Origin of the sequence: Nonomuraea sp. WAC 01424 (genome assembly GCF_003947315.1) — a bacterium.
Taxonomy (GTDB): domain Bacteria; phylum Actinomycetota; class Actinomycetes; order Streptosporangiales; family Streptosporangiaceae; genus Nonomuraea; species Nonomuraea spiralis.
The window spans coordinates 299,290-315,376 of the sequence record NZ_QHHZ01000017.1 but is presented as its reverse complement, the minus strand read 5'-3'; the positions used below and the strand labels follow the sequence as shown (position 1 = coordinate 315,376).

Here is a 16,087-nt window from a genome sequence, read left to right as displayed (position 1 = left end):
TCAACTCCACCAATGCCACCCGAGCCTCCCCCGAAGCGTCGATAACGCCACGAGCAGGCTCAGATAACGATCAAGGTGTCAAGCATCAAGCGAGGCCAGAGTGTCAACCATCAAGCGAGACAGGACAGATGACAGCTGAGATCGTTGCCGAATAGTCCCTATGAGGATCAAGGCGGCGGCGCGGCGCGCCGCCGTACCCCCGGCCCTCCGCCCGCCCGCCGTCCGGGCGTGCGGCCTGGGGGCCGGTCCCGGACGGCGGCGGGACACCGGGCCGGCCACCGCACGCCGGCCCCGCCGTACCGATCGAACGCTTCGACCGGGGTTGCCGCGCCGCCGCACAGATCCAGCCCTACGATCGCCACGGCATGGCTGGGCACCGTACGTGCTCGGGGCGATCGACGATCCAGGGCTCGTTCCTCACCCTGGCTCACCGAACAACCTGGCTGATCTTCGAACTGCGGGCCGCAGGGTTGACGAACAGAGCATCGCCATCACCGCAACGCGCTGACTCCGCACGGCGAGGTCTACGGCAGACGCGTTGGACCAGATGGAGGTGCTGTGTTCAGCCGCACAGGAGAGGTCGGGTCAGACATAAGTGGGCATTCCCCTGCAAGGCGAATGGGAGCGACAACGAAGTATCGCGAAAGTGTGGCAAGCTCGAACCTCGGCACGCACGCGGCTAGTGTCGCTAGCTAAGACCGGTGATGAGACATGCGGATGCGGCAATCAGCTGATCTTGTGCATCATGTGCAGCTACTGTTACACAAGCCCACAGCATAAGTATCGAATTTTCGTTCGAGACCGGCTATGATCGCTGAAGATCGGTGCAGTGTCGCGTGAGCGTCCACGATGCCGGAAGGGGTGTGTAGCAATGGGCGATCGTAGCCTCATCGAATGGACAGAAGCTACATGGAACCCAACAACAGGGTGTGACCGCGTCTCACACGGCTGTGACAACTGCTACGCCCTAAGCCTCGCTAAAAGACTTAAAGCTATGGGGCAGGCTCGCTATCAACGCGACGGGGATCCTAGGACCTCTGGACCCGGGTTCGGCGTAACGCTACACGAAGACCTGCTGGATCTCCCGCTGCGTTGGCGGAGACCTCGCCTCGTGTTCGTCAACTCTATGAGTGACCTATTTCATGCGCAGATCCCCTTGGATTTTGTGACCCGTGTATTTGAAACGATGGAAAAGACCCCGCAGCACACGTATCAAATACTTACCAAGCGTGCCCGTCGCCTCCGACGTGTGGCCAATAAGCTACCGTGGCCGGAAAACGTGTGGGTAGGGGTTAGCGTTGAGAGTGCTGAAGTAGCTAGTCGGATCGATGATTTAAGACAAGTGCCGGCTCAAACCCGATTCCTTTCTTGCGAACCTCTGCTAGGACCGATTCCGGCACTAAATCTGGAAGGAATGTCTTGGGTCATCGTTGGCGGTGAAAGTGGTCACAATCATCGCCCTGTCGACCCGAGATGGGTTAAGGAGATTCGGGACCGATGTGTAGGTGCGTGCGTTCCATTCTTCTTCAAGCAATGGGGTGGTAGGACTCCTAAAGCTCAGGGGCGTTTGCTTGACGGACGCACTTGGGATGAGATGCCTGAACGCTTGGGATCTCTGGCTCTTGCGAATGCATAGTGCAGGGCTAGGACATGCCTAGAGCGCCTATGCGGGAAAAAGTACAATCGTGCCTGGGGGGAACCCAGATTTTCCTGGGCGCCGAACCTGAATCACGTTCTCTTTTTCCATCGGTGTCAAGACAGGCCGACGCAGGTGAGACTTCCTGTAGGGTGTCCGACTGATCGTGAACTCCTCTAGCTGTTGAATTGGCACAGCCTTACCAGCGAACTCTGTGAGTATCGCTTGTCGCAGTGGACGTACGTCTAGGCCGTCTTCGATAAATAGGATGGTTTGTCCGACGAGTCTGTCCGAGAATCGGTAATCACCTCCGGGGTCAATCTTCCACATCGAGTCCTTCATGATTTCCAGACCCTTGATGTCCCGTGTGCCATAGAACAGGTAGTAGCCGATGTGCCCGTGGCTGTTGATCATCGCGAATGATTGTACGAAAGGAAACTCGCAGGTCGACTTTAGCTGTTCTTCATAGAGGTCATGAAGAAACAGTTGGCGTGGCTGCCCCTGGAGATTCGCCGCTTCCTTGTAGCGCTCAGTGCCGAATAGGTCCCTAAGGTGATGGTCTATGTTTCCGGCGCCCGCGAAGCGATTTACGGAATCGACCATGTAGTTAACGAAAAGCTCGCACCGCGGAGACGCGAGAAGATCCTTTATCACAGCGATTGGTAGCCCTGAGACGCCGAATGGATCTACGAAAGCGAAGGTCGGCACTAGCTGCTTTTTCAACCTCTTCATCTCGGTAACGATATTTGAGGCCCTAGCTTCAAATTCTTCGTTGACTAGCTGGACCTTGACGTTTCGCGGCCACGGCGCGCGAGCGTTCTGGAGCTTCTCTATTTCCGCCTCCAGGCTGGCGAACCTCTTCGGGTCGTGCTCGCAAAACATGAAGAGGAAGTCGCATTCCATTTTAGAGAAATGCGCGTGGTCGAGTAGCGTTGTGAGCGCGATTATGGGTGACCCTGCCTCGCCATTCTCGTATCGGCCCGGGCCGGCGAACCCGTCGAAAAAGAATATTCTGTCGTTGTAGCGGGACATGACAGGGAACCAGCCGTTGAGGTACCCGCGAAGGATCTCATGCTTAGCTTTGGTGTGAGGCTCCAGCTTCCAGTGAGTTGTTTTCGGTCCTACCATAAATGCCCCCTCTGTATGACTTAATCGCGAGAGTCCGTTGACGCTTCCGTATGTTAACGCGTCCAGGCTTGCAATTCGCTTAATCGGACATGGACAGCAGAATCTCTCATTCTGGGCATACCGCCATAAGGTTGGCGCCTAAGCTGAGACCAGATGTTTGGGTGCAAGTGCATCGCCGTATCGGAATGTTCCGGTTGGACCGCAGGAGCTAGGTGGAACGGATCGGGACGGTCAAGATCGGAGCTGCTAATGGGGGGTTGCAACACGCGTCGTTCGGGACGGCGCTCACGATCGCCTGTTGGTGACAATCTGTGTTGGTGAAACGCCTGCCTGAGCGCGGTCGAAGGATTTCAATGGTCATATGAGTGAGGGGCAGGTCTGGGCGTATCGGGTGCGGGCGAAGGATCCGGAGTGTCCGATGGAGCGGGTGGAGTACCTTCAGTCGGCTCCGAAGGGACGGTGTCTGGTCCGATTTCTTGATCGAGCTGGGCTGGAGGAGTGCGTTCCCAGGAGACGTCTAGTCGTCCTTTGGGAAAAGCGTGAGGCATGGCTGCAGGACGAACTTCGAATGGCCGCAGTGGTGGAGGTATCCGCGTACGCCGATGAGTCTCCCCAGTATGGGGCGGTGTCTTCGCTCATAGAAGACCCAGATCTCGTCCAAGGGGTTGACCTAGGTTACGCGCGAAGCGAGCTCTGTACCATTCAGATCGCCAACCTTCAGTCAGTGTGTGCGGCGCTCGGGATGGAGGAGGAGACCCTCCGAAGGGAGCCCTTGGCATTCACGACCAAGGACGGTGTGTTCGTAGGGCCGTGGTCATTGGCAGTGAAGGTTGCAATGCGCGTGGCCGAGCTCAACGGTGAGGCTGTCATGCAGAAGGTGATCGCGGAGGAAGAGAAGATCGAGCTCGAGTCTGTGCATGGGTGGACCTACACCACCGGCCGCGGGTCGACGCGCGAAGAGCACTGGGTACCGCCGACCCGCCTGACCGACTTTCACGCGAAGCAGCTCATGTCCCTGAACATCCTGCGGGAGTGGTGCGGCAAGGAGATCATTGAGCGGCTGGACGAGTTAGAGGCGTTGCGGGAGGAGGTACGGCGGTTGGGGATGCTCGTCGAGCGCGCCATCGCGGAGCTTAGACGCTGCGGTCAAGGTGCTATCGCCGCCACCATGGAAAGCGACCTTGGCGTGCCAGTATCCACGTTGGTGCTTCGGAGGCGTATGAAGAAGCGTCCTGGCGGTTGACCGGCTCCCTGCTGGGAGGCCGATACTCCTTTCTGGGTGAGAAGGGGCTCCACTCGCCTAGATGAGGCCGCAGATCATCTGCTTCCGGTTCGGGGTGAAACTGCGCAGCGAAGTCCTGCAAGTGAAGTGTAGGGTCGAGTCGATCCGCTCGCGACAGTGCCCATTCGATCCACTCGGTTGCCGCCCCAACCATGCCGGTAGCTGCCGAAGAGTGTTCGAGAGCGTTGCAAAAGTCGCGGATCTGGCCGGCGATAGACCATCCGATCAATGCGTCCTCGAACACCTTCTGACGGAGCTCCTCGATCGCGAGTCCGCGGGCCGCCTCCATTGCCGATTCCCATCGCGCCCGAGTCGCCGCTTCCTCACGATCCCGCTCCAGCCGCAGCTTTTCCTGCTCGACGAGCCATCTCTCGTGTTGAAGCCGCCGCTCCTGCGCGATCTCATCAGCCCGATGGGCCTGCCGCTCGGCTTCGTCGAAGACCTCCGCGAGCTTCGCCTCGACCTTGGACCTGCCTTCGTCCGTCCACATCCGAGCGTCTGGGGTACCCGCTGAAAGTTCGAGACGAAGCCGTCCAGATGGCACGGCGTCGTATTCAGGAGGCTTGATCCGCTGCCAGTCATAGGCACGACGCACGCGCGGGTCATCCGCCGAGAGACGCTTTGGCACCTCGTCGACTTCCTCGACAATCTTGAGAGAGAACGCGTGCTCACGGACCCGTAGGTACAGCTGGCGGCTCTTCCGAGAGGTCGCCACGGTATGTCCGCGACGTTGCACCTTTTGCACAAGCGACCTGACTAGCGCGATGGCGCGCCCGCGGGCGCCTTCGCTGACCTTGAGGAAGGGCTGCTCTCGTACGAGCAGCTCTAGCAGGGCCTCGCCAGTGATCTCATCTCGAACGCGGAGGCGGATACGGTTCCAGTCGGTCGCAGCTTCCGGACCCTCAGCAGCGAGTTTGATGATCAGCGGCCCCATGTCCCGGCCTGTGTGGAGTAGCTGCTTCCCGCCGGGGACCAAGCCCCGACGCTTGGCTGCGTTGATCGCCTTTCGGTAGTCGGCCCGTGTCCTGTCATCCGGTTCTTCGATGTGGATCGTCCCATCGTTCGCCTGGAGTGCCGCAATGAGCTCGGCCGCGATGTCTTTCACCGGGCAGGCTTCCACTAGCGCCTTGGTGACGTTGCTAGGTTCTGGACGATCCGGATGGTGTCCGTGCTCGAGATAGAACCTCCCGGCATCTGTCATCTTCGCTTGCCAGGCGCCATCACGACGGACTGTCGTTACCAGGCCCCGGTTCCGCAACGCGTACACCGTCGTCGCCAGCTCCGGAGTCTTTGTGCCTACCTCTTCCCGGGCGTCCGCTATCCGACGCAACACTGCCAGCTGTCTGGCATTCAATGTCGCCCACCGCTGCATACACCAGAGCGCACACCACTACGACCTCAGCTGCAACCCGAATGGTCGCTTTCCCCTGGTCGATTACCCTCACCGGTGGGGCGACGACAGGTGGGATGATCGAGGATTGGCCTGCAGTACGGCGCCCATCGCCGACGCGCTGGTGCGCGTCAATCGGTCCGCTACCAAACCGGCCGCCACCGATGCACGCGCCAGCCATAGGAGAACAAGCCCGCCGGCTCAGGCAACGCAGGCGAGCCCACTCAGCCTGCTAGCGGTACGGCCGCGAGCATCGGCAGCTCGTCGGAGAGCATGTCTCCCAGAACGAGCCCGGCTGCAGGCTCTTCCAACAGTTGCACTCCGCCGCTCCGGACAGATGCGCTGCCCGTACTGCCTATGAGGTAGCAGAAAGCCTGAAAGTGCTACCCGGCTAACCGGTCATATCAGCGATACTTCGTGCATGACGGACATGTTCACTGCGTCTGAGCACGCCTGCTACATCGGCCCAGCAGCAGGAGGCCGGATCAGCTCTGACTGGTGCAGCTTGGCATTTGAAGATGTGCTGCGCAGGCTCTCTCCAAGCGTCACCGCAGAACACGTAACGAGCCCCGACCTGCTCCTATACAAGGACGACAAGTTGGAGATCTATTTCGTTCCGTTCGACTGGGTAAATGTCAGCGCTCGCGTGATGCTCGTAGGCCTCACGCCGGGCCGCCAACAAATGCATCTTGCCGTACGGACTGTCGCGCGTGCACTCCAGAGCGGTAAGTCTCTCAACAACGCCCTCAAGGAGGCGGACGAGGTAGGGAGCTTCGCCGGTTCCATGCGTTCCAACATGATCTCCATGCTGGACGGGATCGGGCTTCAGGCCGCACTCGGGATCAGCAGCACTGCCCAGCTCTTTGCCGAACGGTCTGATCTCCTGGCCTCCACGTCCGCCATTTGCCACGCCGTGTTCATCAAGGGGGCGAACTACTCCGGCTCGCCGGCGGTCGATCGTCATCCAGTGCTGACCGCATTTGCTCGACAGGTCCTCAACAAGAATCTCGAGATGGTCCCCGACGCGCTCATCATCCCTTTGGGCAAGGCTGCCAGCAAGGCCGTCGAGCTCACGAACGTCTCGCCCGATCGAGTTCTTTATGGATTCCCGCATCCATCCGGCGCCAACGGGCATCGAGCACGTCTGTACACCGAGGCACGTGAGGCGATGACGCAGAGAGTTGCTACGTGGACCGGATCTTCCTGATTGAGCGCTTCTCGCAGATCTCGGATTCCCATCCAAGGCCGTCCGAGTTCGGCACTGGCTTCCTGAGGTCGAGCGCTATCATCCGCTGGGACTGCTTCCGCTGGGCCCTGAGCACTGGCAGCATCTCGTACCGGGCGTTGTGATCACCATGCACGGGAGGTGACCGTCGGCTGGAACGGCGCGCATCATCGAGGTCCTGCTGTGCGTCACGGCAGCTCTTCAGTTGCACTTCTAGTTGCAATCCAGCTCCGGTCAATGCTGTTCGTAGTGGACCGGCCGAGTGCGTTGGTCCAGATTGAATCGATCAGGATGGCCAAGACCCGAGCTGCTAATGCGGTTTGGTGGCAACACCATCCGGGGTTCAAATCCCCGATCCTCCGCCAGGCGGAAGGCCCTCTCCCTTGATCGGGGAGAGGGCCTTTTTGATCTTCGAAGGTGCCGTGGTCGCAACGACTAGGGATTTCCCCGGAGAGTGGAGGCGAGCTCGCCCGCGTCGCGCACCAGGGGTGTGGATACGTGGGTGTAGCGCTCGGTGGTGGTCACTCGGGCGTGGCCGAGCACTTGCTGAACGATCCGGATGTTCACACCTTGCTCGATGAGGACTGTCGTGGCGGTGTGGCAAGCGTCGCGAACCCGGACGTCTCGGACGCCAGCCTGCTGAAGATGGACTTCCAGATCTTCCAGTCCTCGGTGCGCTCGATGGAAGAGCCTGCTTGGTCGCGAACACCAGGCCATGGTCTTCCCATCGATCTCCCGCCCTCTCCCGCTCGGCATCCTGCACCTCGCGATGTGCCTTGAGCTGGGCGAGGAGTTCGAGCGGGCACGGGCGGTGAGCTTGCTCTTGCCCTTCCTCTGGTGGAAGACCAGGCCGCCGACGGTGCGCTTGGGGCCCTCATCCGCATGGCCGGCGCAGTCATTGAGGCAGGGCCCGCTTGTAGCAGGCATGGCCTAATTTGGTGCAGCCCGGCTTGCAGGTCGGCTGATGTCCGCGGATCGTGCATCTCTTGTGGCAGGAGCGTCGAGCTGACTCAGCAGGAGGTGGTCGTCTCGGCTACGCAGGAATCGGTGCCTGGCCCGCCGTTAGCCGTGTCGGTGCCCGGCCCACCCAGGATCCGGTCGTTGCCGGCTTCGCCGTCGAGGGCGTCGTCGCCGTCGTCGCCGCTGATGTCGTCGTCGCCGGTGCCGCCGAAGACGGTGTCGTTGCCGCCACCGGCGGAGATCCGGTCGTTGCCCGCGAAGGAGAGGATGACGTCGTCGCCGCCCAGCGCGGCGATACGGTCGGCGAACGGTGACCCGCAGATGACATCGGCGCCCGAGGTGCCGACGATGGTCTGCCCCGAGATGGCGGTGCGCCGGTCGATGGTGCAGCCCGGTCCGTTCTGGAGCGTCCCGTCGACACTGCTGGTGTTGAAGAAGCCGCTGCCGGTCTCTGCGGGGTTGTTGGTGAGGACCAGGCCCGTTTCCACGTTCAGCGCGCGGGTTGCGCCCTGCGCCGACGCCACGTCGTCGTGAAGCAAGATCCGGTCGGAGAAGAGGTAGGTGTCGTCGTGCGGCCCCGAGATCTGCGAGCGAACCGACTGAGCCGGGACGGGAGCACCGCTGAAGTTGTAGTTTGCGCTCTGCGTCGCGCTCATCCCTGCTTGGTCCATGAGCGCGTAGCCCTGGTAGGAGAACTTGGCGGTGGAAAGCGAGGTCCCCGGCGGCGTATGCACGTTCAGCGAGAGCGTGCATTCCTTATCCGAAGCGTCACTACCAGGTTCGATGAGCGTCTCGTATGAGCTGAATGTAACCGTGAACGTCTTCCCGTCGGGGCTGATCGCCGCCTCCCATGTCCCGGGCGGGCACCCGTTTCCGTTCGCACTGACGCTCGAGATGTATGCCTCGGTCGGATTGGGGGCAGCGGATGCCGCGACCGCGGGCGTCATGGCTGCTGCGGTGAGGACGGTGGCGGCGAGTGTACGTGCGGCCAGCTTGGGGAGGGTGTTGCGCATGATGAATGGCATGGGGCATTCCTTTCCGTGGTGAGCATTCCCAGCGAGAACGTTAGGTAATTTCCGGAGGCTCGTTGACCTGCGTCAGATCGAGCTCGTGAATGGTGCCGCGGTGGCGCGGATGCCGGAGCTGTTCTTTTTGTGTCCGCCCACACCGCTGCGATAGTGCGACAAGGGAGATACCCCAGCGTCAAGCGTGAAAGACGTACGCACTTTTATAAGCGGGCAAACAATCAGCAATGAGCTAAAAGAGAGCGTGTGCTTGGTGTCCGAATATTCGCCATCAAAATGGATATTATCCTGACGTGTAGCTCCCGAAAATTCCGATTCGCGCAGATATGCCATGATTTAGAGAATCTGGCCCATCGTGCGGCGGTGGGCCGGGGGCAACAACCGCAGCGGCAACCGCGCCATATTCGGGTGACTTTGAGCGGTCGTCAATGACCCCTGCGAGCAGCGCAAACGACCTGTAGCGATCTCGCTGCCGAGATTTCATGGCTCTGAAGTTTCCGTGCTGGACTCGGCGCCGGCCTGGGGAGACGGTATCCCACTGCTCGGCTTCGTCTCCCGTCGACGCACAAGCTCGTGCTCGTTGGGGAGCCGCTTTGGCTTGCCGAGAGTCTTCAATGGCTGTGCGACTTGTGCGGCATGCCCACCGTCCTCAGCCCGGAAGATGCACGGTGGTTGCTGTAGCCACGACCCACCCGTCTGACGACCTGATCAAGGCGGATGCCTGCTTCCCCTCACTTGAGGAAGCAACTCCATATCTCCTGACGGCGATCAACAACGGCAAGACCTGACCATCATCCTCGACGGTTATACGTGCCTGTCAGCCGACCGCCAGGGTTGCAGTTTGGGTTGCAATACGACGCCGTTCAAAGCCGTTCAAGATGGACCGCGCATAGGCGTTGACCTGCGTTGAACTATCCGGCACGGCCCGAATCGGATCGTTTAATCCGTAGGGTCAGAGTTCGAGAGCCTGTCACAATCAGGGTGTGGACCTGGACTCCTCGCTGTTGAAGGCCGCTCAGTTCTGCTCCTCCCACCTCCGAACCGAGGCCGGTGCCGGCGTCTCCGATGCGCTGGAGTACCTGAAACACGGCGAATGGGAGATGGTCCTTCTTTTGCTGGAGGAGCTCGGCGACGCGCGCCCCCAGCCGCCCGAGTTCTGGGGTCTGCTGGCTGATGCCGCCCGGGTGATGTGGCTTGAGTGGTACGTCTCCTGGTATGAGTGGCGATGCGCCGAGGCCCGGAACGGTGTTCTCCGGGCTGAGCTCTGCCTCTTGCCCACCGAGGAGGGAGGCCGCAAGGTGCCGATACTTCCTGGTAAAGGGCTTCGACCCATGTGGGATATCGGGCAGCGCACGCCTGAGGGTGAGCTGTCGGTCAGTATCGCTCCCTCTGGATGGGGGGTCGTACTCCGCTGGAACCGGGAGAGTGTGCACCTGTGCGACTTGTTCCCTTGACCCCTGAACACTGGCGACACGTCAAACCGGGGGACGTGATCACTATGCACGAGATGCGACCGCCCAGCGGAACAGCCCGCATCATCGAGGTACTGCCGCCCGTGGTGACCGCTCCCTAGTTGCAGTTCTAGTGCAATCCAGCACCGTCCCACGCCGTGCAACACCATCCGGGGTTCAAATCCCCGATCCTCCGCAGCTGAAAGGCCCTCTCCCGAACTCGGGGGGAGGGCCTTTCGATCTTTCCGGGCGTCGTAGTCGCAACGGCTACGGCTCACCCCAGAGTGCGGACGCCAGGCGCGCCTCCGCGTCGCGCATCACGCGGCGGCGCGCCGCGCCGCCGTACCCCCGGCCCTCCGCCCGCCGTCCGGACGTGCGGTCTGGGGGTCGGTCCCGGACGGCGGCGGGACACCGGGCCGGGCCCCGCGCGCCGGCCCAGCCGTACCAACCGAACGCTCCGACCGGGGTTGCCGCGCCGCTGCACAGATGCGGCCCTACGATCGCCACTGCATGGCTGGATGCCGTACGTGCTTGGGGCGATCGACGATCCAGGGTTCGTTCCTCACCCTGGCTCACCGGAAATGCGGGCAATGCCCCGAGGAGTAATGGGGTTCGAGGTTGAGCCTCGGTGTCTGCTTGCCGTTGTCGATCGTGTGGCGATGCCGCCGGTGTCGCTGGTTGGTTTGAGATGGGTCGTGGACTCCTCGGACAGGTGGCGGAGCTCGTGTGACTGCCGCTCGTTGTGCATGTCCGGTCGCTGGGTCAGCAGTGTCGCCGGTACTGCAGATATATGATCCCGTTGCTGGACGCGGTGCTGGAGACCAGGTCGAGCTGGTAAGACTTGGGGACGCCGTCGAACAGCCGGGTGCCCTCGCCCGCGACGTAGGGGAACATGCTCAGCTGGAGCTCGTCGATCAGGTCGAGCCGCATGAGCGACCGCCAGAGGCTGACGCCGCCCCACACCACGATGTGACCGTCGCCGCCCAGCCTGAGCTTGTCGATCTCTTCTGCCGTGTCACCAGCGGCGATAGTGGTGTTGGCCCAGTCAGCCGTCTTCAGGGTGCGGGAGAAGACGACCTTGCGCCCTGCGTTCAGGATGTCGGCGAACGGGTGGTCGGTGGACGTTGTCATGCCGCCGGCGATGCCCTCGTAGGCGGTGCGGCCCATGATGTGCGCGTACGCGCTCTGGAGAAAGTCGAGGTGCGCCGGAGCGTCGGGCTGACGGTTTTCGGGCAGGTCGAAGCAGAACTTCCAAAACTCGGTGCCCTCGTCGGCGAGAAGGCCGTCGAGGGAGTAGTTGAACACTGTCGCTATCAGCTTCCGCATGATCAGAACTCCGTGGTTTCGGGTCGTCTGGGGATCGTGCTTGCCAGGGGAGACGTGCGTGTCCCGGGTCGCAGCGCTCGTTTGGCCGCGGCGTCTGTGGCCTGTCGCTGATGCTTTGGACGACACTGCAGCCCGGAAGTCATCGGTGCCCGGTCTACTGGCTGGATGCGCGGTCAGGTACCTGGGTGTCTTGGAGCAGTGCGCGCGTCCGCACGGGTCAGGAGCGGTTGCAGTTCGGGTTGCGGTTGGCCCGTCAGCCCCAGAGGGCGGAGTCCATGCGGTCGTCGGCGTCCTTCATCTGGAGGGGCGCGACGTGCGTGGTGTGATCTTTCCGGCGCTCCTTCGCCTCTTCGTGCTCGGTGTCTTGGGTCTCGGGGTGCGCCTTGAGGTGTGCGTGGGGGTTCGGGCGGTCGTTGAGCGAAGACCAGGCCGCTGACCGTTTGTTTGGGGCACTTGTCCACGTGGCCGGTGCAGTCCTTGAGGCGTGGCCGGCTTGTGGCTCGGCCGAGGGCCGTGGATTTGTCGGGGCGCGTCACCGGGTTGTCCGCGTGTGATTGGACACCGGGCGGCTTCCGCGCCGGATGCGTGCCGGAACGGGCGAGGGTTGGGGGTGTCTCATAGGGACCCGCGGTCGGTCTGCCCTGACCTGCACCCCGGGTTCCCTGGCTCGGAGAGGCAGGACCGGTGGCCGAGTCCCAAACTGACAGCGTGGCCGTGAAGTGCGGTGATCTGTGCTCGACACCCTTGACCTAACTGCGAAGGTGATCAGAACTGGGCGTTGGTCATCGTGAACCAGGTCGGAGCGAATGCCAGCAGGGTCAGTGCGACCACGACCGCGAACGACTTGAGTACGCGTGAGGTGGTGATGATCGAGGGTGCGATGGGCCTCAGCTTCCATCGTCCGACCGCGATGAACGCCGCGACGCCTCCCAGCAGGAGATTCGCCGGCACCAGTTCGTATTCGCCGCGCATGATGTGAAAACCGGCCGCGAGGATCATCGTCAGCGTCAGGCCGGCGGCGGCGAGTGGCGCCAGGTTCGGCCTGACTCCCGTCATCGCCGGAAGGATCAGGCCGATGCCGCCAAGCACCTCAAGGATCCCGATGAGGACGATCAGGGACTGTGGCACCGCCGCGTACCAAGCCACGGCCTGGGGGGCCGTCGCATACAGGGTGTCGTCGTACAGAAGCACCTTGCCGAAACCGCTTCCGGCGAAGAAGAAGCCCCACAACGCTTGAAGTGACCAAAGTGCGCCGTTGAGCGTGAACCGCATTCCGCGTCCCTTGGGCTGCTGCTCGATGTCCTCAACGGGGAGGTGGTTCTCGCTGATGTGCTGGTTCATGCCCTGTCACTGCCTTTTCTCATCGGGTGGCCGGGGAACTCGGCGGCTTTGTTTGTTTCGTCACTCGTACGTGGTGATCGGTACGTGGTGACAGGGCTCATCGGACCATTGAGGCGAGGTCGCGCGCATCGTCCGTGGGACAGTGTGGGACACGTGAGGCGCGGTCCACCTGCGAAAACAGAAGTTCTGCCGCCACCGTGGGATGGGACGGTCGCTGTGGTGCGGGCATTGAGCGTCCAAGAGCAGGAGCCCTTGAGGGGCGTGCTCGCTCGCGCTCTTGGAGTGCGGTGAAAGGGCCGCAGGGCACCAGGAGTAGTGGACGGTGAGGACATGCGTCTGCACGCGGCGGATGTCGCGATCTACTACAACCAGGTCCGGCGGGTAGAAGTCTGAGGATGTGTTGATCGGCCGCATGTGCGGGCGGTGCATCGAGAACGTGACCACAGAGCACGTCCGCCGCGGCCTCCCTCACGGCTGAGGACGCTCACAAGACCAAGGCATGCGTAGAACGCCGACATGTGGACCGGCAATGATGCCATTCGGCTCGTTGTTCAGGGGGCGCCTTGTCCGAGAGGGTGGAGGCGGCTCCTGGTGGGTGACGTGGGCGGTGTCGCGCCTGCAATCAGCCGGTGACAAGGCCGAGATCGGCGGTCGCCGACGATGATCTGATGAGAAGCTTTTGCGCGTTACTGGGCGTCCTGGCCCTGCTGCTCACATCACCTCTGGCAGGCGCGGCGCACGCACAGGCCTCCGGTTCGCCGGCTCAGGCGGTGATCGCGCTCAAGGGGCAGTTCGCAGAGAAGAGCAGCGTGCTGTTCGCCCAGAAGGCCCGCACCGGCCGGGCCTGGGACGGCGCCCTGACGGTCACCCACGGCAAACACCAATTCGCCGCCACGACCGGCGTGTACGCCAGCGACATCACAGAGGTTTTCACCGTGGGCCACGCGAGCCCGATGCCGTTTCGCATGATCAATATCGGCCCGGACACCTATACCCAAAGCTATTCGGACGACCTTCCCGCGGGGAAGAAGTGGAACCACTGGCGGAACAAGGAAGCCTTCCTCTGGACACAGAACCTGGTGGACGCCCTCAATCCGAAGTTCTTGCAACTGATCTCCGGCAACGCCGAGAAGGTGCCCACGAAGGACAGATATGACGGCGTCCCCACTGTTCGCTATGACGGCTCGGTTGAGGTCGGCCTCCTCGGCTCTCGTCAGGCCGGGATCTATTACGGAGAACGAATGGGGGACTGGTCAGGAGGCCGCATCACGTGGAAGCTCTGGTTCGGCCCGGACAGCCTGCCCAGGCGCTTCCAGGCCGAGACTGTCTACGAGCCCTATGGCCCGGATCAGAAAGCTGACGCTGTGAGGATCAACGTCCTCTACAAAGGCTGGGGAACGCCTGTGCACATCACCGCCCCTTCCAGGAAGCTCGTGGTGGAGGCTGAATGAGGCCACCGTCGCGGGGCAACGGAGTCCGTACGCGCAGTGACCTTTGAGCACCTGGAACGCTCATGAAATGCAAGGAACTTGTTTATCTGATCCATGGCCGGCTTCGTTCAGATGGCTCTGACCCAAGACCGGGCCGTCTTCGCCGGCATGCCTTTTCATACCCGCGCGCCGTCTCGCGTGGTTGTGCCGACTAATCGTCGGTGGCGATGGCGAAGGGGGCTTGGAAATCGAGGGGGCCATCGACTTCCAAGGTCCGCGTGACGCTCGCGGTCGGCCTCAGGCCCGGGACGTGGTCGAGGATCGTGTCTTCTGCTGAGACATGCATGAGCTGGTAGACAGCACTGTCCACAGTCTGTACGTCGAACTCGGCGTCGTCTTCGACGGCGTCCGGCATTATTCGCAGATACGCCGCTCGGCCGGCGGTCATCAGGGCCTCTCGGTCCGTGATGGCGAAGTCGTGGCGCATGAGTACGGCGATCCGATCGGTGAACTCCGGGTACTCAGGGTGTGCGGGGTGGACGTCGTCGTTGTCATCGTCGTCGGTGGAGGGTTCGAACGATGGGTACGTCCCGGTGAGGTCGTGCTGGGCTTCGCGGAGACGGTGAGCCGCTGCCGAGAGCAGGTCGTTCAGTTCGAAGACCGCCGGGATCTCACGCTGTCGGCCTTCGAACTCGCACAGGGCTTCGGCGTGCCGCAGCACTGCGTTCGCGAATGCCTCGGCTTCTTCGCGTAGTCGCTTTCGGGCCTCGTCGGAGAACTGCTCCACCGGTGCGTGAGGGGTGTTGCTCACTCTCGTGGGATCTCTTTCTCGTGGGCATGGGCCGCCGCCGGCCTCGGATGAGGTGATCATGCCTGAGGTTGGTGGTGGGGCGTGATCGTGCTGGCGGCCCGGCGGCCTGGGGGGTGCCCTGCGGGTGGGCCGCAGGGCGTGCCTGGTCAGTCTTGGAGGACTGACAGGACGTTTCCCGCCGGGTCGGTGAACCAGGCGATCAGTGGGCCGCCGCCGCGGAAGATGCCCTTCTCGTCGGTCTTCAGGTTGTCGTACCGCTGGAAGTGCACACCGCGGGCCGTCAGGTCGTCCACGGCCTTGTCGATGTTCTCGACCGGGAAGTTGAGGATGGTGAAGGTGGCGGGGACGTGGTCGGGTTTGGGGTAGATCAGGATGTTGGTGCCGCCGGCGATGTGCAGGGTCAGCAGGCCGTGCGACTCCGACACCTCCAGGCCCAGAATGTCGCCGTAGAACGCCTTCGCGGCGGCCGGGTCGTCGACGGAAAAGCCGCTGAACGCCTTCGTCTCGCTGAACAACTTGGACATCGTCACATCGCCTTCCGGTGTTCTTCGCTGAGCTGGATGATCTGGACGTAGTTGCCGTCGGGGTCGATCGCCGTGGCGAACAGGCTGCCGTCGCGGTCCTCCAGCTCGGCCAGCCATGACACGCCCGCCTCCTCCATCCGGGCGGCGATCGCGCGCGCGTCGGGCACGTCGAAGTTGAGTATCACCCGTCCGGGCTCGGGATTCTTGTCCGCCACGTCCGCCCGCGTGTCGATGATCAGGTGGAAGTCGCCGAACGTCAGCACGCCGTAGTGGGTGACGTCGGTGTCGGACTCGGGGTCGAGCACGGTGGCGTACCAGGTGCGCAGGCGTGCGGGGTCGGTGCTGGACAGGAGCAGGCTGTTCAGGTTGGGGCGCGTCATCGCTGCCTTCCTGCGGTCGGAGCGGTCGGGTACGGAAGGACCCGCTGTCGGAAGGACAGACTCGACCGGAGGCGGCAACTCATCGGTGCGGGAGGAAACCGGGAGGAAACCGGTGTGGGAGGAAACCGGTGCGGGAGGAAACCGGTGCGGGACGAAATCGGTGCCCACGAACAAGCGC

General features: G+C 62.4%; 15 protein-coding genes. 5 read left to right on the top strand and 10 right to left on the bottom strand.

Annotated elements, in window-relative coordinates; translation table 11 throughout:
* Positions 1-871 precede the first annotated feature (871 nt).
* Positions 872-1,636 carry a DUF5131 family protein gene (locus tag DMB42_RS56490; RefSeq protein ID WP_125644224.1) on the top strand — a complete coding sequence of 255 codons (765 nt, stop codon included), beginning with the start codon at positions 872-874 and terminating at the stop codon, positions 1,634-1,636.
* Positions 1,637-1,663: 27 nt separating this feature from the next.
* Here DMB42_RS56490 and DMB42_RS40280 read toward each other — a convergent pair whose 3' ends face one another.
* Complete coding sequence (locus DMB42_RS40280; RefSeq protein ID WP_125644222.1) at positions 1,664-2,764, bottom strand: three-Cys-motif partner protein TcmP; 1,101 nt, start codon at positions 2,762-2,764, stop codon at positions 1,664-1,666.
* 361 nt (positions 2,765-3,125) lie between these two features.
* Here DMB42_RS40280 and DMB42_RS40275 point away from each other — a divergent pair, with 361 nt between their 5' ends.
* Complete coding sequence (locus DMB42_RS40275; RefSeq protein ID WP_125644220.1) at positions 3,126-4,007, top strand: hypothetical protein; 882 nt, start codon at positions 3,126-3,128, stop codon at positions 4,005-4,007.
* Here the strand turns inward: DMB42_RS40275 and DMB42_RS40270 are convergent.
* Entirely contained in the window at positions 3,919-5,418 is a 1,500-nt protein-coding gene (locus tag DMB42_RS40270) for a hypothetical protein (protein ID WP_125644218.1), read from the bottom strand. The genes DMB42_RS40275 and DMB42_RS40270 overlap by 89 nt on opposite strands.
* 439 nt (positions 5,419-5,857) lie before the next feature.
* On the opposite strand from DMB42_RS40270, the gene DMB42_RS40265 reads away from it, so the two are divergent.
* A complete protein-coding gene (locus DMB42_RS40265; protein ID WP_125644216.1) occupies positions 5,858-6,643 on the top strand; it encodes a uracil-DNA glycosylase family protein in 786 nt (261 codons plus the stop codon).
* Positions 6,644-7,096: 453 nt separating this feature from the next.
* Here DMB42_RS40265 and DMB42_RS56485 read toward each other — a convergent pair whose 3' ends face one another.
* The 3 genes from DMB42_RS56485 to DMB42_RS40250 form a co-directional block, all read right to left on the bottom strand.
* Positions 7,097-7,378 (bottom strand): tyrosine-type recombinase/integrase, encoded by a 282-nt coding sequence (locus DMB42_RS56485; RefSeq protein WP_396985166.1) that lies wholly within the window; start codon positions 7,376-7,378, stop codon positions 7,097-7,099.
* Between the two features lie 293 nt (positions 7,379-7,671).
* Positions 7,672-8,646 (bottom strand): DUF4360 domain-containing protein, encoded by a 975-nt coding sequence (locus DMB42_RS40255; protein WP_125644212.1) that lies wholly within the window; start codon positions 8,644-8,646, stop codon positions 7,672-7,674.
* Positions 8,647-8,718: 72 nt separating this feature from the next.
* Positions 8,719-8,979, bottom strand: coding sequence for a hypothetical protein (locus tag DMB42_RS40250; protein ID WP_125644211.1), 261 nt, complete (start codon positions 8,977-8,979; stop codon positions 8,719-8,721).
* A 650-nt stretch (positions 8,980-9,629) separates the two neighbouring features.
* Here DMB42_RS40250 and DMB42_RS40245 point away from each other — a divergent pair.
* Positions 9,630-10,100 (top strand): hypothetical protein, encoded by a 471-nt coding sequence (locus DMB42_RS40245; protein ID WP_260478217.1) that lies wholly within the window; start codon positions 9,630-9,632, stop codon positions 10,098-10,100.
* Positions 10,101-10,859: 759 nt separating this feature from the next.
* On the opposite strand, the gene DMB42_RS40240 is transcribed toward DMB42_RS40245, so the two are convergent.
* Together DMB42_RS40240 and DMB42_RS40235 are read right to left on the bottom strand one after the other, a co-directional pair.
* Positions 10,860-11,423, bottom strand: a complete 564-nt coding sequence (locus DMB42_RS40240) for a dihydrofolate reductase family protein (protein ID WP_125644209.1) — start codon at positions 11,421-11,423, stop codon at positions 10,860-10,862.
* A 765-nt stretch (positions 11,424-12,188) separates the two neighbouring features.
* Complete coding sequence (locus DMB42_RS40235) at positions 12,189-12,764, bottom strand: DoxX family protein (RefSeq protein ID WP_125644207.1); 576 nt, start codon at positions 12,762-12,764, stop codon at positions 12,189-12,191.
* Positions 12,765-13,393: 629 nt separating this feature from the next.
* On the opposite strand from DMB42_RS40235, the gene DMB42_RS40230 reads away from it, so the two are divergent.
* Positions 13,394-14,215, top strand: a complete 822-nt coding sequence (locus DMB42_RS40230; protein WP_125644205.1) for a hypothetical protein — start codon at positions 13,394-13,396, stop codon at positions 14,213-14,215.
* 190 nt (positions 14,216-14,405) lie between these two features.
* Here DMB42_RS40230 and DMB42_RS40225 read toward each other — a convergent pair whose 3' ends face one another.
* The 3 genes from DMB42_RS40225 to DMB42_RS40215 all read right to left on the bottom strand — a co-directional run bounded on the left by DMB42_RS40225 (position 14,406) and on the right by DMB42_RS40215 (position 15,909).
* Positions 14,406-15,005 carry a hypothetical protein gene (locus DMB42_RS40225; protein WP_125644203.1) on the bottom strand — a complete coding sequence of 200 codons (600 nt, stop codon included), beginning with the start codon at positions 15,003-15,005 and terminating at the stop codon, positions 14,406-14,408.
* Between the two features lie 146 nt (positions 15,006-15,151).
* On the bottom strand, positions 15,152-15,529 hold the full coding sequence (locus DMB42_RS40220; RefSeq protein ID WP_312024791.1) for a VOC family protein: 378 nt from the start codon (positions 15,527-15,529) through the stop codon (positions 15,152-15,154).
* 2 nt (positions 15,530-15,531) lie between these two features.
* Positions 15,532-15,909, bottom strand: a complete 378-nt coding sequence (locus tag DMB42_RS40215) for a VOC family protein (RefSeq protein ID WP_125644201.1) — start codon at positions 15,907-15,909, stop codon at positions 15,532-15,534.
* Between the last annotated feature and the right edge of the window lie 178 nt (positions 15,910-16,087).